We start from the raw sequence: 19,018 nt of genomic DNA on the forward strand, positions 1-19,018 counted from the left end.
ACGTCCACGCCGGCATCCGCCCGGAAGAGGGAATGGCGAAAGCCGGGCCCTCACGGGGACCCGGCAGGGGTCTAGCGAGTGGGAACGGCGGCGCGGACCGGCGCCGTCGAGCGGCGGACCACCAGCTCAGGGCGGTGCAGCAGCTCCGCGCGGGGCGCGGGTAGACCGCGGATCTCGTCCAGCAGACTCGCGACGGCCGCCAGGGCCATGTCACGGACCGGTTGCCTGATGGTGGTCAGCGGCGGGTCGAGGTAGGCCGTCATCGGCGTGTCGTCGAAGCCGACGACCGAGACGTCCTCCGGCACGCGAAGCCCGAGCTGGCGGGCGCCCCTGATCGCACCGATGGCCATGATGTCGCTGCCGCAGCAGATGGCCGTGCAGCCGCGCTCCAGCAACTGCTGCGCCGCGGACTGGCCGCCCTCGACGGTGTAGAGGGTGTTGACGACGAGCTCGGTGACGTCGGTGACGTCGGCGTAGGCGGCCATGGCCCGCTCGAACCCCTGCGTCTTGCGGATGGTCGGCACGAAACGCTCCTGCCCGACCGCGAGACCGATCCGCCGGTGGCCCAGGGACACCAGGTGGTTGACCCCCATGTCGAGCGCGGCGACGTCGTCGTTGGAGATGAAGTGCGCGGGGATGTCGGGACGGTAGCCGTTGATGAGCACCATCGGCAGGCCCAGCTCGGCCAGCCGCACGTAGCGGGTGCGGTCGGAGCGAGAGTCGGCGTGGAGCCCGTTGACGAAGATGATTCCGGCGACGCCGCGTTCGAGCAGCAGGGTGGTGTAGTCGTCTTCGGTGACGCCGCCGGGAGTCTGCGTGCACAGCACGGCCGTGTAGCCCGACAGCACCAGGGCGCTCTCGATGACCTGCGCGAACGCGGGGAAGATGGGGTTGTTGAGCTCGGGCAGGATCAGGCCGATCAGCCCGGTCTGGTTCTGCCGCAGCTTCAGCGGACGCTCGTAGCCCAGCACGTCAAGAGCGGTGAGGACGGCCTGCCTGGTGTCGGCCGCCACTCCCGGTCTGCCGTTGAGCACCCGGCTCACAGTCGCCTCACTCACGCCCGCTTGGGCGGCGATGTCGGCGAGGCGCATGGTCATGCCGGTGATTTTACCGTCTCCTCTTCCCGCCATGACGCGCGCCTTTTCACTGCTTGCAAGCGGAAACGACACTCGGTGAGCTGCCGGGAGGCGCTGAACCGCCGGACACGGAGCCCTGCAGCGGTGTCCGTCGCCCAGATTCTGTCCTGCAACAGTTGTGCAAGCTCTTGCAGAAGCCTCATCTCATGAGTAGTTTCCGGGAACCAGTTGCGAAACACTGATCGCCCTCTGGAGGCCTCTGTGCCCCTGAACGCCCCTTCTCACCGCTTACCCCGGCTCGGGCTTGCGTCCGCTCTGCTCGCGCTCCCCTTGCTGCTCCCGCTCACGCCGCCCCTTCCCGTCCCTTCCGCCCAGGCGGCCACTCACCACCAAGCCGGCACGGCGCCACCCGCCCTTCAGAGGATGGGCGACCGCGAACCGAGCGACCGGCAGCTGGCCGGACAGCGCCGCGAACTCCCACTGAGCCGCGAGCGGTTCTACTTCGCCATGACGGACCGCTTCGCCAACGGCGCTCCCGGCAACGACCGTGGCGGGCTGTCCGGCGACCGGCTCGCCACCGGTTTCGACCCCACCGACACCGGCTTCTACCAGGGTGGAGACCTTGCGGGGCTGATGGCCAGGCTCGACTACATCAAGGGCCTGGGCACCACGGCTCTGTGGATCACACCGGCGTTCCGCAACCGTCCCGTGCAGGGGACGACGGCCGGCTACCACGGCTACTGGATCACCGACTTCACCTCCATCGACCCCCATCTCGGCACCAACGCCGACATGAAGAAGCTGGTCAAGCAGGCCCATCGGCGCGGGATGAAGGTCTTCTTCGACATCATCACCAACCACACCGCCGACGGCATCGACTACCAGGAGAAGCAGTACGGCTACCGCTCCAAGGCCGCCTATCCGTACGTCGACGCGAAGGGCGAACCCTTCGACGACCGCGATCACGCCGACGGCTCGACGCCGTTCCCGAAGGTGGACGAAGGGGCGTTCCCGTACACGCCCGTGCCCGTGGACGGCGTCGTCAAGAAGCCCGCGTGGTTGAACGACGTCACCATGTACCACAACAGGGGCGACTCCACCTTCGCCGGGGAGAGCTCGCAGCACGGTGACTTCTCGCGGCTCGACGACCTGTGGACCGAGCGGCCCGAGGTCGTCCAGGGAATGATCGACATCTACCGCACGTGGGTGCGGGAGACCGGCATCGACGGTTTCCGCATCGACACCGCCAAGCACGTCAACATGGAGTTCTGGGAGCGTTTCTCCCCTGCGCTGCACGGCTACGCCGCCAGGCTCGGCAACGAGCGGTTCTTCATGTTCGGCGAGGTGTACTCCAGCGACCCGTTCGAGACCAGCCGCTACTCCACCCGCGGCGGCATGGACGCCACGTTGGACTTCCCGTTCCAGGAGGCCGCGCGGTCCTACGGCGGCGGCACCGCCGACGCGAGCCGCCTGTCGCGCCTGTACGCCGCCGACGACTCCTACACGGACGCCGACTCCGACGCCTCCAGTCTGCCCACGTTCCTCGGCAACCACGACATGGGCCGTATCGGCCGCTTCCTGACACAGGACAATCCGGGCGCGAGCGACGAGGAACTGCTGCGCCGGGACCTGCTCACGCACGAGCTGATGTACCTGACGCGCGGTCAGCCGGTCGTCTACTACGGTGACGAGCAGGGCTTCACCGGCAAGGGCGGCGACAGGGACGCCCGGCAGCCGATGTTCGCCTCGAAGGCGGCGTCCTACCTGTCGGACGACCTGATCGGCACCACCTCCACGCACGCGACGGACAACTACGACACCGGGCACCCGCTCTACAAGGGGATCGCCGCCCTGGCCCGGCTCCGCGACACCCACCCGACCCTGGCCGACGGCGCGCAGATCGAGCGCCTGGCGCAGGGCGGCGTGTACGCCTTCTCCCGCATCGACGCCGGACGGCGCGTCGAGTACGTCGTCGCGGTGAACAACGCCGAACAACCGGCCAAGACCGCCATCCTCACCTACTCGGCGGGCATGAGCTTCACCAGGCTGTACGGCGCCGGTCCCCACGTTCTGCGCACCGACGCCGCACGTGTCCTCACCACCACCGTCCCGCCGCTGTCGGCTGTCGTCTACAAGGCGGCACGTCCGCTCGACGCCCCCGCCGCGCGCCCGTCCATCGCCCTCGAACTGCCGGCCGCCGAGATCCGCGGTGCCGACGGCGACGGCCGCGTCGAGATCAAGGCGACCGTTCCCGGCACCGGCTTCGACCGCGTCACCTTCGCCGCGAAGGCCGGCTCGGGGCCCTGGCGGGTCCTCGGCACCGACACCGCGCCCAACGGGCGCACCTTCCGCGTCTTCCACGACCTGACGGGGCTGCGGGCGGGGACACCCATCGCCTACAAGGCGGTCGTCGAGGACTCCGCAGGACGGCTGGCCTCGGCCAGGGCCTCCGCCGTGGTCGGCCCCGAGCCACAGGCGCCGGAGCCCGGGGCGGCACGACGCGACTGGTTGGTGGTGCACTACGCGCGGCCGGGAGGCGACTACGACGGCTGGGACCTGGAGGTTTCAGGCGATGTCGCGCAGCCGGGCGCCGCGCCGCTCACCGGCCAGGACGCGTTCGGTCGCTTCGCCTGGATCAAGCTCCGGGAGAACGCCGCGAACGTCACCCTGACCGTGCGAGGCGCGAACGGCGCCGACGGCGCCCCACGCACCGTCAATCCGACACGAAACGGTGAGATCTGGCTCGTCCAGGGCAAACAGGACGTGCACGTCTCCCGGGCCGCCGCCCAAGGGTTCGTGACCATCCGGTACAACCGGCCGGACGCGGCCTACACCGGCTGGGGCCTGCATCTGTGGGGCGAGGGCCTGGCCGACGGCGCGGCCACGCAGTGGAGCGATCCGCGCGTGCCTGACGGAACCGACGCGTTCGGGGCCTATTGGCGGGTCCCGGTGCGTGACGCGGACATCCCGGTGAACTTCGTGATCCACCGCGGCGACGCCAAGGACCCCGGTGGCGACCAGGCGGTGACGCCCGGCCTTCAGGCGGAGGCGTACGTGAACTCGGGTTCCGAGCGGGTGCATCCCTCGGAGGCCGCGGCGCGTAACACCATGATCCTGCACTACCGGCGGCCCGGCAGCGACTACGAGGGCTGGGGGCTGCATCTGTGGGGTGACGTCCGGCAGCCCACCGAGTGGTCGGCACCGCTGCGACCGGCCCGGTACGACGCGTTCGGCGCGGTTTTCGAGGTGCCGCTCACCGAGGGCGGCAAGAGCGTGAGCTACATCCTGCACAAGGGCGACGAGAAGGACCTTCCCGACGATCAGTCGCTGGATGTGACGGCCACCGGTCACGAGGTGTGGCGCCTGGCCGCCTCGCCGGGCCACATCCTGCCCCAACCGCCGGCCCGCGTCGCGGACGTGGACCTCGGCAAGGCGGAGGCACACTGGATCGACCGCTCCACCATCGCGTGGAACGTCCGGCCCGGGCCCGCGCGCCAGTACACGCTGGCGTTCGCCCCGGACGGCATCGGCCACGACAAGGGCGAGCTGACCGGCGACTACCGCGTCATCCGCCTGGTGCCGGGCACGCTCACCGACGAGCAGCGGGCCGCCTGGCCCGAGCTGGCCTCCTACGCCGCACTGCGCGTGGATCCGCGTGACGAGGATCTGATCGACCAGGCGCGCCGCGGCCAGGTCGTGGCCGTGGAGCGCGACGCACAGGGGGCACTGCTGACCGCCCGAGGCGTCCGCCTCGCCGGCTAGCCCGGACCCCATCGCCACGGGCTGGGCGTCGAGCGCCCAGCCCGTGGACCTGACCTCGTTCCATGGAACGGGGCTTCGGCAGGCAAGAAGTGCGACAACATCCTGCGATTCACTCTGCGCCTTTTCGGAATCGCAGGCGCCACCCTTACTTCTGTCCCCGCTGCTGGCGACCTCTTCCCTTCGCCACCTTTCGCCGGCGAAAGTTCAATCGCCCTTCCGCCCATTGCAAGATGCGGCACCAAGGGAAACTCATTTCAGCTCGTCAGCGTGATCTCCTTTTCTGACCTGCGGGAATTATTGCAAGAGTGTTGACAGTAAGGCGAAGTTGGCCACAGTCTTTCGCCCGTAGAACTCCCTTGCGCGCAGCACGTGCGTCTTCCTTTATTTTTCCCGGAGGCCGGTCGATGACGGCGGACAGTGACGCCCCGCATTTAGTGAGTGAGAAGAATCCCTTGCCCGGCGACATCGTTCTCAGGTCACCGCGTGCCTGGGCTCCTCACCTTTGGTGGATCGCCCTGCTCGGAGGCGGGGGCGGAGCCGCGTTCGTCTGGCTGGCCACGCCGCACGGCCGGGAGATCCAGGCGGCGTGGCAACTCGGACTCAAGCTGCTGGCGTTCGCCTGTCTGTGCTGCGGGATTGCGTTCTTCCCGTGGGCATCGCGGCGCCTGTACTGGCTGCTGTACGTCCCGCTCGTCTTCTTCACCGGCTACGTGCTCCCCAGAATCAGCTACTTCTACTACGGCGACACCGCCCGCGTGCAGGGTGACAGCTTCTACACGCACCTCTACCTGCTGCTTTATCCCGGGATCGTGCTGAGCGTGGCCGCGGCCTACCGGCTGGGGGGCGGAAGCCCCGGAAACTGCCTCAAGATCGCGGTGAACGGCGTCCTCATCGTGTTCTCCGGCTTCCTCGACATCATGTGGCAGCTGGTGAACCCCATCCCGATCCCCGAACGTATCGACGCTCCCCACATCGCGGTGTTCACCGGCGGCCCCATCTCTTTCGGCGCGACGATCCTGTTCGCGCTGGCGCACGTCCCGATCGTCGTCGGGGTCGCGCTGCTCCCGCTGGATCGGTGGATCGATCGCCTGCTGGGAATCGCGTCCTCCGCCCGGGTGCGATGACCGGCCTCGTCGTCGGAACCAGCCCACCCGTTCACCCGAAGCCAGAGGAGGTGGAACCATGCTGACCATTCCCCGCGGCCTCTCGACCGCTGCCCGCACCATCGATGTCTCCGTGGCGGCGCCCGCCTACAACGAGGCGGACACCATCGCGGCCGTGGTCACCGAGTGGCGGGAGTACCTGGAGCGGCATCCGTCGGTCGGCGAGTGGGAGATCGTCGTCTGCGACGACGGCAGCGTCGACGCCACGAGCGCCGTCCTGGCCGGGTTGTCGGACGACTGCCCTCAGCTGGTGGTGGTCACGTTCGAGCGCAATCGCGGGGCGGGCGCCGCGATCGCCGCCGCCGTCGCCCGCACCCGGTTCGACTGGGTCGTACTGCTCGACTCCGACGGGCAGTTTCCCATCGCGAACCTCGACCGCGTCCTGCCGAGGGTCCAGGCAGGGGAGGCTGTGGCGTTCTCCGGTGCGCGGATCAGGAAGGCCGACGGCCTGGCGTACCGGTGGGGGTCGGCGGCCAGCGGCGCGATCAGCAACCTGCTCCACGGCACGCGCTACCGCGACTTCAATTCGGTCTTCAAGGTGATGCACGGCCCGCTGTTCCGGGCGCTGCCGCTGGAGGCGGGCGGGATGAACTGTTCGACCGAGATCACCGCGCGGGTCGCCGAGATCGGCCACCAGTGGGTCGAGGTCCCCATCGAGCATCGGGAGCGCGGCAGCGGCCGACGCGGCTGGCGGTTCTGGCGCGGCGCGTGCGACCGCGCCCTGTTCGTCGCCTATCTCGGCTACCGCCATTGGTTGCTGCGCCGAGGCGTCCTACGCACTGCCTCTGGCTCGGAGGAGGCGGGATGACCGTGGAACACCTCGAAGGAGTGGCCGCGGTGCTGTTCAGCGGCGGCCGCGGCGGGTCCAGCATCGCTCGTGGACTCGTACGAATGCCCGGGACAACCCTGTCGGTGGTGATCAACGGGTACGACAACGGCTCGTCCACCGGGATGCTCCGGCGCTACCTCCCCGGCATGCTGGGGCCGTCGGACTTCCGCAAGAACCTCCTGCTTCACCTCGACGCCGGCATCCCGGCGCAGGCGGCCATGATCGCCCTGCTGGAGCACCGGCTACCGCCGGGGGCGACCTACCACGACCTCGCCGCCATCGTCCGCGCGCTGGCGGCCCGGGAATCGGCGGAGGGTTCCCCGAGCGACGGCATCGGCGGTCATCAGGACCGGCGGATGTTCGCCGCGCTGCCGGCCCGGACGCGTGCCGCAGCGGTGCGGGACCTGTCGTTCATCCTGGGCCGGCTCGGCCGTGACCCCGAGGAGCTCGCCCTCGCCGGCTGCGCGCTGGGCAACCTGCTGTTCGCCGGGGCCTACCTGCGATTGGGCGAGGACTTCAACGCCGCGGTCCGCGCGTGCGCCGCGACCTTCCGGTCACCGGCCCGTCTGCTCAACGTGACGAACGGCGAGAACGCCTACCTGACCGCTCTCAAGCAGGACGGCCTCATCCTCACCGACGAGGCCGACATCGTCGCCCCTCAGTGCGACACCGCCATCACCGACCTGTACCTGCTGCGCGAGCCGGTCAGCCCGGAGCGCCGCGCCGAACTCCAGGCACTTCCCGCCGAACTCGTCCGGCCGGTTCTGGCCGGCGCGGCGGCCGAGGTGACGCTGAACCCCGAGGCGGACCACGCGATCCGCGACGCGGACCTCATCGTGTACGGTCCCGGGACACCGCACTCCTCGCTGCTGCCCACGTATCTCACTCCCGGCGTCGCGGACGCCGTCTCCGACAGCCGGGCCGCCGCCAAGGTCTTCGTCGTCAACATCCACGACGACCACGACGTCCAGGGGCTGGGCCCGCGTGCGCTCGTGCGGCGCACCCTGTCCTACTTGGGCGATCCGTACAACGAGCGGCGCACGGTGACCCACGTCCTGTGCCATCGGGCCACGTTCGCCGGCGCCGTGGACGGCGGCGGCTGGGAAAGGGCGCGCTGGATCGTGACGGACCTGGAGGATCCCGAGCGCCCAGGCGTGCACTGCGGCCGGCGCACCCTCTCCGCCCTCGCGGGCGTCGTGGGCACGACCGCCGGCGAGACGGCCCTGGTGAGGACCGTATGAGCGTGGTCCGCGTCCGGACGGACGTCCTGTCCACCGACGTGGCGAGGCTGGTCTCCACCAGGCGAGTCTGGCTGTGCGACCTGGACGGCACGCTGGTGGACTCCTCTCCCGTCCACGAGGCGGCCTTCCGCGAGGCCCTCGCCGAGATCGCACCGGAACTGCTTACCTCCTTCAGCTACGGCGACCACGCGGGGGCCGGCACACGCGAGGTGGTGACCACGCTGGGCGCGGCCCCCGCGGACGCCGAGCGCCTGATCCGGCGCAAGCAGGAGCTGTACCGCGAACGCGTCGAGGCCGGCATGGTGACCCTCCTTCCCGGCGCCCGCCAACTCCTGGAGCGCCTGACCCGCACCGGCCGCACGCTCTACCTGGTCACCAGCGGCAGCCGTGAGTCGGTGCGGCGGGTGTTGTCGGCCGGCGCCCTGACCGGCTGTTTCCGAGCGGTGCTGACCTCCGACGAGGTCGCTTGCGCCAAGCCCGACCCTCGGTTCTACCTGCACGCCTGCCGGCTGTGGTCCCTCGACCCGGCCGACTGCCTCGTGCTGGAGGACTCCGCCCACGGGGTGGCCTCCGCCCTCGGCGCCGGGCTGGTGACCCTCCAGGTCCACGCGGCCCTGCCTGCCCAGGGGGCGCTGCCGGTGCGGCACCTGGACCAGCTCGCCCACCTCATCGACGTGGAGACGGACGACAGTGAGTGACTTGCGTACCTGTGCGGTGATTCCCGCGGCCGGGCAGGGCAGCCGACTCGGCACGGGAATCCCCAAGATCATGCTGGAGATCGCCGACGGTGTGACCGTCTGGTCCCTGCTCCTGCGCCGCCTGCGGCCATGGGTCGAGCACATCCACGTCGTTCTCTCCCCCAGCGGAGAGGGCCCGTTCCGGCGGCTCGCGGCCGAGGAGATCGCCCGCGGGCAGGTCACCGTGAGCGTCCAGGCCACGCCCACCGGCATGGGCGACGCCGTCTTCGGCGCGGCCCCGTACTGGCTGGGGCACGACGCCATCCTGGTGGTCTGGGGCGACCAGGCGAACGTGTCGGCCGCCACGCTCGGCCGGGTCGTCCGCGCCCATGCGCGGACGGCCTCGCCGGACCGGCCGGGACTCGTCCTCCCCCTGGTCCCGCTGCCCGACCCGTACGTCGAGTACGAGTACGACGCCGCGACCTCCAGGCTGCTGCGCGTACGGATGTCCCGCGAGGGCGACCGGTGCCGTCCGGGCGGGCTCGGCGACGTCGGCGTCTTCTGTCTCGGCACCCGCGAGCTCACGGAGGCATGGAACCGGTTCCTGGCCGACGCCGTTCCCGGGGCGGTCACCGGCGAGATCAACTTCCTGCCGTTCCTCACCTGTCTGTCCCGGCAGGGCCGGCCGGTGACCGCGGTGCCGGTCGGCGACCCGGACGAGGCGCGCGGCATCAACACTCCGGCCGACCTCGAGTTCGCCCGGACGGCCTACCTGCGGCGGGCGGACTGATGGACCGTCCGAGCCGGATCTACGCCGTCTGCTCAGAGGTTCCCCCGGAGATCGTGGGAGGTCTCGGGCGGTACGCCGAGAGGATGACGGCCCCTCTCGGCGAATCCGGAATCCCCATCGAGGTGCTGGGGGCCGCCGGGCGGCGCCGGACCCCCCGGACGGAACGCTCCGGCGACCTCACGCTGCACAGGCTGACCTCGGCCGGCCTGGGCCTCGTCGGGAATCCCCGTCTTCCTCGGCCCCTGCGGCTGCTGGGCAGGACGGCCGGGCTGCTCGTGTTCAACCTGCGCGCCGCCGCACGCATCCTGCGCTCCGAGGCGGGCCGCTCCGGGCCAGGACGAGCCGGAGCGGTCGTCGCGGTGCACGACTGGATGAGCTGCCCGGCCGGGATCCTGTGCCGGGTGCTCGGCCGCCTGCCGGTCGTGTTCCACGTGCACACCCGCGAACTCAACGCGGCTCCGGGACGGCGTCGCCCCCGGCACGCCCTCGTCCTCGACGCGCTGGAGACGGCCCAGGCCCGGCTGGCGCGCCTCATCGTGGTGCCGAGCGCCGCGATGCGCGACGAGCTGACGGCCAGGGGCTGGCCGGCCGACCGGGTGCGCGTCGTGCCGCACGGTTTCGAGGATCCCGAGCTCCTGCGGCTGGCGGCCCTGCCCGAGGAGGAGCGCGACCGGATCCGCTCGGAGGTCCGGCGCCGCTACCTGCCCGGCGGCGAGGGCCGGCTCGTCGTCTTCGCCGGCCGCCTGTCGTCCCACAAGGGCGTCCACACCCTGGTACGTGCCGTACCCCGGCTCGTCGAGGAGCACGCCGGCACCCGGGTCGTGCTCGTCGGCGCCGAGCTCCCGCAGACCCACGACGCCGCCGTGCTGGCCCGGCTGATCGAGGAGACCGGCACCGCCGCCCACGTGGTCGCGGGGAACCGGTTCCTGCCGTCCGCCGAGGTGTTCGCGCACTTCCTCGCAGCCGACGTGTGCGTCTTCCCCTCCGTGTACGAGCCGTTCGGCCTGGTCGCCGTCGAGGCCATGGCACTGGCCCGGCCTGTCGTCGTCGGTCCCGGCTACTCGCCGGAGGTCGTCGGCGACGGGGCGCTGCGCTGCGGCCACGACGATCCGGACGAGCTGGCCGCGCTCCTGCTGGGCTGCCTCGACGACCCGCAGGGCTCGGACCGGCTCGCCCGGCGCGGCGCGGCGTACGTGCGGAAGCATTACAGCTGGGCCCGAACGGCCGAGCACACCCTGGCGGCGTACGGCGAGGCGACGCGGTGACCCCGGCGCGGACGGCGACCGGCGTGCCCGCGCGGGTCGCCAGGCTCCTCGCCGTCCAGGGCCGGCCGGTGGGACCGGCTCTGGTGAACGCCTTCGCCAGCGGGATCTCGGCGGCGACCACACTGGCCGTGGCCTGGGGGCTCGGCGCCGCCGCCTTCGGCCGGTTCACGGTGGTCCTGTCGATCGGGTTGATCGTGGTCGTGCCCATGGTGATGGGCCTGCATTTCGTGATGTACCAGGAACTGCCGCGGGCCGAGCCCGCCGACCGCCCCGCCCTCGTGACGACGGCTCTGCTCTCCACACTGGTGCTGGGGGCCGCGCTGTGCGTCGCGGGAGTGCTGGCCGCCCCCGTCCTGACCGCCGTGTTCGGCGTCGACGTCCGCACGCTCTGCTTCGGGCTCGCCCTGGCGCTGTCCCTGACGGCCGCGTACCTGACCGAGAGCTTCCTGCGCGGGCTCGGAAGGTACGCGCTCACCGCCGGATTGAAGCTCGCCGTGGCCGTCGCCTACCTCGGCACATCGGCGTACTGCCTGCTCGTCCCCGGGATCGGGGACGCCTACCTCTACCTCGCCGCCCTCATCGCGTCGAACGTGCTCTTCGCCGTCGCCGCCACGGCGGGTTTCCGGGTCGTGCCGCGCCTCTGGTCGGCGGCGCTGGCGCGCACGCTGTACCGTCACGGCGCCTATCTGACCGCGCTCACCGCCCTCACCACCGTGCTGTTCGGCGTCGACGTGATCTTCCTGAACCACTGGGCGGCCCAGGCGGACGTCGGCGTCTACTCGATCTACAACAACTTCCCCAAGCGGCTGCTGGGGGTGCTGTTCACCGACGGCGTCGGCCTGGTGCTGCTCCCCACGCTGGCGACCATGCACAAGCCGACGGCCTTGCGGCGCATCGGCCGCCTGTCCCCGGCCGTCTTCGCCGTGACCGCGCTCGTCTCGTTCGCGGCCAGCGCGGTGTTCTTCCTACTGCTGCGTGCCGACTACCCCTACTCGCCAGGGCTGATGGCGCTCTCGGCCGTGGGGATCGGCGTCCACACCGTCTTCAATCTGTACTCGCTCGCTCTGCTCATGGACGGGGTGCGAGGGGCCAGGGCCCTCATCGTCGCCCAGGTCGCGGGCACTCCCCTCGTGCTCGGCTGCCAGGCGGCGCTCATCGCCTGGCAGGGCCTGGCCGGCGGACTGTGGGCGTTCGCGCTGTCCAACCTCGTCCTGGTCGCCCTCATCGTCGCCGTCTGCCGGCGGACGTACAGCCGGGCGGAGACCGTGGACGCCTGCCCCGCCCCGGAGACGTCACCATGAGGATCGCCCAGATCATCACCCAGTTCCCGCCCAACATCACGGCCGGACTCGGCCGCTACATCGAGGAGATCACCCCTCATCTGGCGGCCCGTCACCGGCTTGCCGTGTTCACGCTCAACGACGGCCGCCTCCCGGTGCACGAGCGGAACGGCGGGGTCACCGTGTATCGGCCAATGAGCCGCGTCCTCGGCGTGCTCGGCCGCCGCCGACGCCTCAACCGCACGCGCGGCACGGACGTCGTCCTGCTCGTGCTGACGGTCGTGACGAGCAACTGGCGGTACTTTCTGCGGCTGTGGCGCGCGGGGCGGGACGGGCGGCCCGACCTGGTCGCCGTCCACGACTCGACGAACTTCCTCGCCGGCCTACTCTGCCACCATGTCCTGCGGCTCCCTGTGGTGCTCCACGTCCACACCACGGAGTACGGGGTGCACCGCGGGCGGAGCGACCTCGCGGGCGCGGTGTTCGCGGCGATCGAGCGGTGGCTGGCGCGCGTCGCCCGGCGCGTGATCGTCCCCACGCCCGAGGTCCGGGAGCAACTGGCCGCCTCCGGCTGGGATCGGGCGTCGATCGACGTCGTGTGCCTGGGTGGCACCTTCGAACGGCTTCTGGCCACCGGCGGCGCCCGGGACAGGCTTCGTGCAGGCGGCAAGGCCCTGCGCGCCAGGCTCGGGATCTCCGCCGGGGACCCCGTGCTGCTGTTCGTGGGCCGCCTCGAACGGCAGAAGGGCATCTACCAGCTGCTGGAGGCCATGCGGCCGATCGCGGCCGCCGTCCCGGGGCTGCGGCTGGTTATCGTCGGGGAGGGTGACCACTCCGGGGTACGGCGGATCGTCGCTCAGAGCGGGTTGGACGGGCGGGTGCTCGACTCCGGCGGCTGGGTGGACCGCCAGGAGTTGCTGGAGTACTACGAGATGGCCAATGCCTGTGTCTTTCCCTCCCTCTTCGAACCGTTCGGCCTGGTGGCGACCGAGGCCATGGCGATGGCCAGACCGACGATCCTCGGCCATGGCTTCTCCAAGGTCTTCCTCGGCGACCAGGATCAGCCCGCCGTCCGGTTCGTACGCGCCGATGAGCCTGGCGACATCGCCCGTACGGTGATCGAGGTCATGACCGATCCAGACCTGCGCCGGGCATTGGCCGAGCGCGGCGAGCGGCTCGTCCGCGAGCGGCTGAGCTGGGCCCGCGCCGCCGACGAGACGCACGCGGTGTACAAGGCCGCCTTGCGCCCCGTCGTCTCGGACGGGTGAACCTCTCCCCCGAACAGAGCCATTGCATGGACTTGAGACAGCAACGTTGCGGACCCCTCTACGGTCACCGCAAGAGCTTTCCGCGCTCTTTGCAATGATCCACAATTACCTCCCCGGCTTCACGCGGACCGCTTCTTTCCCGTTACTTTTAGTCACTGACGCGTGTGGATGTCCACGAAAAAACGGACACTTGATAGCAAGAGTGGCGAGATAGACCGAGAGATATTCTGGAATTCTCTGCAAACTATTGCAATCCGGATGGCCACTGAGTAACTTCCAGGCAACACCTAGGAAACCTGAACATGGAGGCCCCTACGGTGTGCCCATCCCCCACCCCTCCGAGGGCGCCGCCCCCTCCCCCAACGCCCACGATGTACGGGGCCGGGCGGCCAGTTCGTCTCCGTGTTCCGTTCTCAAGCACTCCGCAGCGGCGCGGAACGAGGACGACACAGCATCGTCACGCCGGCTCGCGTCGTCGAGCCGAGCCAACCCGTACGCCTCTCGGCAGGCGTTTCGCATGGAAGCGGGCCAGGTGTTCGCCCACCCGGCCCGCCCTCACGGGATCCCGTCCTCAATCTGGAGACCCCCACCATGAGACTCTACAAAGCAATCGTTGCGGGCGCGTTAAGCGCGGCCGCGGTGGCGGCCACCGCCGTGGCGCTGCCGGTTCTCACCGAGGAGCCCGCCAACGCCGCCTCCGGCCCCGGCGTCACCGTCAACCTGTGGAACTGGAACTGGAAGTCGGTGGCCAGGGAGTGCACCGACGTCCTGGGCCCGGCCGGCTACGGATCGGTGCAGGTGTCCCCGCCGTCCGATTCCATGTCCAAGGGAGGCTCGGTCTGGTGGGACATCTACCAGCCCGCCCGGTACGACCTGACCAGCAAGTTCGGTGACCAGGACGCGTTCAGGCAGATGATCGACGCCTGCCACGCCGCGGGCGTGAAGGTCCAGGTGGACACGGTCATCAACCACATGACCGGACAAGGCTCGACAAGCTACGGCGGCTACGGCTTCAGCAAGTACGACTACCCCGGCCTGTACTCCTCCCAGGACTTCCACCAGCCGGCCTGCGGCATCAACGACGCCGACTACGGCAACAACGCCTGGCGGGTGCAGAACTGCGAGCTCGTCGGCCTGTCGGACCTCAACACCGGTTCCGACCACGTGCGCGACCAGATCGCCGCGTACCTGAACAAGCTGATCGACCTGGGCGTCGACGGTTTCCGTATCGACGCCGCCAAGCACATGAGCCCCGACGACCTCGCGGCGATCAAGTCCAGGCTCAAGGGGTCGCCCTACATCCATCAGGAAGTCATCTACGGCCAGAACGAGGCGGTCCAGCCGAGCCAGTACACCGGCGTCGGCGACGTGGACGAGTTCGTCTACGGCCGCAAGCTCAAGGAGCAGTTCACCGGCCAGATCAAGTCGCTGCAGACCTTCGGCCAGAGCTGGGGCCTGTCGGTGGGCAGCGACAAGGCCATGGTCTTCGTGGACAACCACGACACCGAACGGGGCGACTCCACGCTCACGTACAAGTACGGCGCCACCTACAAGCTGGCCAACGTGTTCATGCTGGCCTGGCCGTATGGCAAGCCCAACGTCTACTCCTCCTTCACCTGGAGCGACAGGGAGGGCGGGCCACCCTCCGCCAACGGCGGGTTCGTCACCGACACTGACTGCTCCAACGGCCGCTGGACCTGCTTCGACCGCGAGATGTCCGGCATGGTGGGCTTCCACAACGCCGTCAGGGGTACCTCCGTCGGCAACTGGACCGACAACGGGAGCAACCTGATCGCCTTCAGCCGCGGTGACAGGGGCTGGGTGGCCATCAACAACGAGAACAGCGGCGTCACCCGCACCTTCACCACCGGCCTGCCCGCCGGGACGTACCCCAACGTCGCGGGCAGCGGCTCGGTCACGGTGGATGCCGCCGGCACGGCGACGGTCACCGTGCCAGCCAAGAGCGCCGTCGCCATCCGAGCCGGCACCTCGCCCTCGCCGACCGCGACCCCCACCCCGACGCCGACCCCGACCCCGACCCCGACCCCGACCCCGACGGGCGACAGCACCGCGACCGTCTTCTACAAGTCGAGCTGGAGCAACGCCAACATCCACTACGGCATCGGCGGCACCTGGACCACCGTCCCCGGCATCGCCATGGACACCGCCTGCACCGGCTGGAAGAAGAAGACCGTCGACCTCGGCACCGCCACCACCTTCCAGGCCACCTTCAACAACAACAGCGGCACCTGGGACAACAACACCGGCAAGAACTACACCCTCGGCACCGGCACCACCATCGTCAAGGACGGCGTGGCCACCGCCAACGCCACGGATCCCTGCCAGGGCACCAACCCCCAGAACACCGCCACCGTCTACTACTCCACCACCTGGACCAGAGCCAACATCCACTACGGCATCGGCGGCACCTGGACCACCGTCCCCGGCATCGCCATGGACACCGCCTGCACCGGCTGGAAAAAGAAGACCGTCGACCTCGGCACCGCCACCACCTTCCAGGCCACCTTCAACAACAACGGCACCTGGGACAACAACCACGGCAACAACTACACCCTCGGCACCGGCACCACCACCGTGAAGAACGGCGTGGCCACCGCCAACGCCACCGACCCTTGCGGCAGCTAGACGACGCCGGGGCGTCTCGGCCTCGTCCGGGCCGGGACGACTCTCATCCCCCAACAGAAGGAACGGCAATGAAGCGCCTGTACTCAGCCGCGGCCGCGGCGATCATAGTGTTATCAAGCCTGATACCGGTGACCGCAGCCCGTGCCGCGAACAGCGCCACGGTCTTCTACAAGTCGAGCTGGAGCAACGCCAACATCCACTACGGCATCAGCGGTACCTGGACCACCGTCCCCGGCATCGCCATGGACACCGCCTGCACCGGCTGGAAGAAGAAGACCGTCGACCTCGGCACCGCCACCACCTTCCAGGCCACCTTCAACAACAACAGCGGCACCTGGGACAACAACACCGGCAAGAACTACACCCTCGGCACCGGCACCACCATCGTCAAGGACGGCGTGGCCACCGCCAACGCCACGGATCCCTGCCAGGGCACCAACCCCCAGAACACCGCCACCGTCTACTACTCCACCACCTGGACCAGAGCCAACATCCACTACGGCATCGGCGGCACCTGGACCACCGTCCCCGGCATCGCCATGGACACCGCCTGCACCGGCTGGAAAAAGAAGACCGTCGACCTCGGCACCGCCACCACCTTCCAGGCCACCTTCAACAACAACAGCGGCACCTGGGACAACAACACCGGCAAGAACTACACCCTCGGCACCGGCACCACCACCGTGAAGAACGGCGTCGTGACCGCGGGCGCGTCCGAGCCCTGTACGACCGAGCCGCCGGACACGACTCCGCCGACCGTTCCCACGAATCTGACGGCGACCGCGTCGGGCACGGCCGTCACGCTGACCTGGACGGAGTCGACCGACAAGGTAGGCGTCACCGGCTACGAGATCAGCCGGGCCAAGGGCAACGAGACCCCGGTCGTCCGATCCGCCTCCGGCAGGACGTACAAGGACTCCGGACTGGACCCCCAAACGTCCTACACCTACAAGGTGCGGGCGCTGGACGCCGCGGGCAACAAGTCCGCGTATTCCGATGTCGTCTCGGTGAAGACGGGCGACGGGCCGCCGCCGTCGTCCCCGGGCACTCCGCTCGGTGGTGACCCTCGCAAGGACTCCATCTACTTCGTGATGACGGCCCGGTTCTACGACGGCGACACCTCGAACGACCGGGGCGGAAGCCAGCACATCAGGTCCGGCAACGCGGTGAACAACGACCCGATGTTCCGCGGCGACTTCAAGGGCCTCATCGAAAAGCTCGACTACATCAAGGGCCTCGGATTCTCCGCGATCTGGATCACCCCGGTCGTGCTGAACCGCTCCGACTACGACTACCACGGCTACCACGGCTGGGACTTCTACCGGGTGGACACGCGTCTGGAGACGCCCGGACACACCTACCAGGACCTGATCAACAAGGCGCACGCCAAGGGCCTGAAGATCTTCCAGGACGTGGTCTACAATCACAGCTCCCGTTGGGGCGCAAAGGGCCTGTTCGTCCCGCCCATCTACGGCATACGCGACGAGCAGTGGAAATGGATGTACAGCAAGAAGGTGCCGGGCCAAGAGTACGACCCGATGGTCGAGCACCAGGGTGACGACCCCGACATGTCGGCCGAGCAGAACGAGATGGCCAAGGGGCGGCCGTACAACGGCGACCTGTGGTCGACCGCGGAGCCCGCGGGCAACACCTGCCGGAACTGGGGAACCCCGACGCAGTGGTACAGCCCCGAGGGATACACCATCTACAACTGCCAGTGGCCGAGCCCGACCTCGGGCATGTTCCCCACGAAGTACTACCACCCGTGCTGGATCGGCAACTGGGAGGGCGAGGACTCGCGCAGTTGCTGGCTGCACGATGACCTGGCCGACTTCAACACCGAGAACGCCGACGTGCAGAAGTACCTCATCGACGCCTACAACCGGTACATCGACATGGGCGTCGACGGATTCCGCATCGACACTGCCGTGCACATCCCGCGGGTCACCTGGAACCGCCGCTTCCTGCCGGCGATCTACGACCGGGTGAAGGAGAAGTTCGGCGAGGAGAAGGCCAAGAACTTCTACGTGTTCGGCGAGGTGGCCGCCTTCGTCAACGACAAGTGGAACCGCGGTTCCGTCAACCACTCCGCGCAGTTCTTCACCTGGAAGGAGCGCAAGGAGTACAGCGCCGACGATGAGAAGGCCGCGATCGAGCAGTACAACTACGAGGGGCAGCTCGGCCCGGGCAACCAGCCCACCAGCACCAACGCCTTCCTGAACGGCAACGAGTACCACGCTCCGGACCACTCGAAGTTCTCCGGCATGAACATCATCGACATGCGCATGCACATGAACTTCTCCGACGCGCAGAACGCCTTCAACAACGGCAAGGACTCCGACGACAGCGTCAACGACGCCACCTACAACACCGTCTACGTCGACTCCCATGACTTCGGACCGAACAAGTCGCACAACCGCTACGCCGGCGGCACCGACGCCTGGGCCGAGAACATGAGTCTGATGTGGACCTTCCGTGGCATTCCCACGCTCTACTACGGATCGGAGATCGAGTTCCAGAAGGGCAAGCAGATCGACTGCGGGCCCAGCTGCCCGATCGCCACGACGGGCCGCGCCTACTACGGCGACAAGATCGAGGGCACCGTCACGGCGAGTGACTACGGGGTGGTCTCCAGCGCGTCGGGACCTGTCGCGACCACCTTGAGCCAGCCGCTGGTCAAGCACCTGCAGCGGCTCAACCAGATCCGCCGGACGATCCCGGCGCTGCAGATGGGGCAGTACTCGACCGAAGGCGTGACCGGGCAGATGGCCTACAAGCGCCGCTACACCAGCGGGTCCACCGACAGCTTCGTCCTGGTCACCGTCTCCTCCGGCGCCACGTTCACCGGCATCCCCAACGGGAAGTACATCGACGCGGTCACCGGGGATGTCAAGATCGTCACCGATCAGACCCTGTCAATCGCCCTCACCGGCAAGGGCAACGTCCGCGCCTACGTGCTCGACCAGGCCGGCAACCCGGCTCCGGGCAAGATCGGAGCGGACGGGCCGTACCTCAAGTAGT

At 69.1% G+C, this 19,018-nt stretch carries 12 protein-coding genes; 11 read left to right on the forward strand and 1 reads right to left on the reverse strand.

What is annotated here, in order from left to right:
* Positions 1 to 71: 71 nt before the first annotated feature.
* Positions 72 to 1,097 (reverse strand): LacI family DNA-binding transcriptional regulator, encoded by a 1,026-nt coding sequence (locus KME80_RS07285; protein ID WP_219501751.1) that lies wholly within the window; start codon positions 1,095 to 1,097, stop codon positions 72 to 74.
* A 402-nt stretch (positions 1,098 to 1,499) separates the two neighbouring features.
* Here KME80_RS07285 and KME80_RS07290 point away from each other — a divergent pair, with 402 nt between their 5' ends.
* From KME80_RS07290 to KME80_RS07340, 11 genes are all read left to right on the forward strand, one after another.
* Positions 1,500 to 4,838 (forward strand): alpha-amylase family glycosyl hydrolase, encoded by a 3,339-nt coding sequence (locus tag KME80_RS07290; RefSeq protein WP_246644273.1) that lies wholly within the window; start codon positions 1,500 to 1,502, stop codon positions 4,836 to 4,838.
* A 452-nt stretch (positions 4,839 to 5,290) separates the two neighbouring features.
* Positions 5,291 to 5,962: a hypothetical protein gene (locus tag KME80_RS07295; protein WP_219501763.1), complete on the forward strand. Its 672-nt coding sequence runs from the start codon at positions 5,291 to 5,293 to the stop codon at positions 5,960 to 5,962.
* A 58-nt stretch (positions 5,963 to 6,020) separates the two neighbouring features.
* Positions 6,021 to 6,809, forward strand: coding sequence for a glycosyltransferase family 2 protein (locus KME80_RS07300; RefSeq protein ID WP_219501765.1), 789 nt, complete (start codon positions 6,021 to 6,023; stop codon positions 6,807 to 6,809).
* Positions 6,806 to 8,071, forward strand: a complete 1,266-nt coding sequence (locus KME80_RS07305; protein WP_219501767.1) for a 2-phospho-L-lactate transferase CofD family protein — start codon at positions 6,806 to 6,808, stop codon at positions 8,069 to 8,071. The genes KME80_RS07300 and KME80_RS07305 overlap by 4 nt, the downstream gene beginning before the upstream one ends.
* Positions 8,068 to 8,769: an HAD family hydrolase gene (locus tag KME80_RS07310; protein ID WP_219501768.1), complete on the forward strand. Its 702-nt coding sequence runs from the start codon at positions 8,068 to 8,070 to the stop codon at positions 8,767 to 8,769. Before KME80_RS07305 ends, KME80_RS07310 begins: the two co-directional genes overlap by 4 nt.
* 1 nt (position 8,770) lies before the next feature.
* The gene (locus tag KME80_RS07315; protein WP_246644274.1) at positions 8,771 to 9,538 is read left to right on the forward strand and encodes an NTP transferase domain-containing protein; all 768 of its coding nucleotides are present in this window, start codon (positions 8,771 to 8,773) and stop codon (positions 9,536 to 9,538) included.
* The gene (locus KME80_RS07320) at positions 9,538 to 10,803 is read left to right on the forward strand and encodes a glycosyltransferase family 4 protein (RefSeq protein WP_281426851.1); all 1,266 of its coding nucleotides are present in this window, start codon (positions 9,538 to 9,540) and stop codon (positions 10,801 to 10,803) included. The genes KME80_RS07315 and KME80_RS07320 overlap by 1 nt, the downstream gene beginning before the upstream one ends.
* Positions 10,800 to 12,104, forward strand: a complete 1,305-nt coding sequence (locus KME80_RS07325; protein ID WP_219501773.1) for a lipopolysaccharide biosynthesis protein — start codon at positions 10,800 to 10,802, stop codon at positions 12,102 to 12,104. Before KME80_RS07320 ends, KME80_RS07325 begins: the two co-directional genes overlap by 4 nt.
* Positions 12,101 to 13,351 carry a glycosyltransferase family 4 protein gene (locus tag KME80_RS07330; protein ID WP_219501775.1) on the forward strand — a complete coding sequence of 417 codons (1,251 nt, stop codon included), beginning with the start codon at positions 12,101 to 12,103 and terminating at the stop codon, positions 13,349 to 13,351. The genes KME80_RS07325 and KME80_RS07330 overlap by 4 nt, the downstream gene beginning before the upstream one ends.
* Before the next feature lie 591 nt (positions 13,352 to 13,942).
* Positions 13,943 to 15,997, forward strand: coding sequence for a carbohydrate binding domain-containing protein (locus tag KME80_RS07335; RefSeq protein ID WP_219501777.1), 2,055 nt, complete (start codon positions 13,943 to 13,945; stop codon positions 15,995 to 15,997).
* A gap of 128 nt (positions 15,998 to 16,125) precedes the next feature.
* On the forward strand, positions 16,126 to 19,017 hold the full coding sequence (locus KME80_RS07340) for a carbohydrate binding domain-containing protein (RefSeq protein ID WP_308125648.1): 2,892 nt from the start codon (positions 16,126 to 16,128) through the stop codon (positions 19,015 to 19,017).
* Position 19,018: the final 1 nt, after the last annotated feature.

Source organism: Nonomuraea ceibae (assembly GCF_019396325.1).
GTDB lineage: Bacteria > Actinomycetota > Actinomycetes > Streptosporangiales > Streptosporangiaceae > Nonomuraea > Nonomuraea ceibae.

Excerpts from the sequence above, each read along its gene's own strand:
- KME80_RS07285 (WP_219501751.1), bottom strand. The coding sequence starts at position 1,097 with ATGACCATGCGCCTCGCCGACATCGCCGCCCAAGCGGGCGTGAGTGAG.
- KME80_RS07290 (WP_246644273.1), top strand. The coding sequence starts at position 1,500 with ATGGGCGACCGCGAACCGAGCGACCGGCAGCTGGCCGGACAGCGCCGC.
- KME80_RS07300 (WP_219501765.1), top strand. The coding sequence starts at position 6,021 with ATGCTGACCATTCCCCGCGGCCTCTCGACCGCTGCCCGCACCATCGAT.
- KME80_RS07305 (WP_219501767.1), top strand. The coding sequence starts at position 6,806 with ATGACCGTGGAACACCTCGAAGGAGTGGCCGCGGTGCTGTTCAGCGGC.
- KME80_RS07310 (WP_219501768.1), top strand. The coding sequence starts at position 8,068 with ATGAGCGTGGTCCGCGTCCGGACGGACGTCCTGTCCACCGACGTGGCG.
- KME80_RS07320 (WP_281426851.1), top strand. The coding sequence starts at position 9,538 with ATGGACCGTCCGAGCCGGATCTACGCCGTCTGCTCAGAGGTTCCCCCG.
- KME80_RS07330 (WP_219501775.1), top strand. The coding sequence starts at position 12,101 with ATGAGGATCGCCCAGATCATCACCCAGTTCCCGCCCAACATCACGGCC.
- KME80_RS07335 (WP_219501777.1), top strand. The coding sequence starts at position 13,943 with ATGAGACTCTACAAAGCAATCGTTGCGGGCGCGTTAAGCGCGGCCGCG.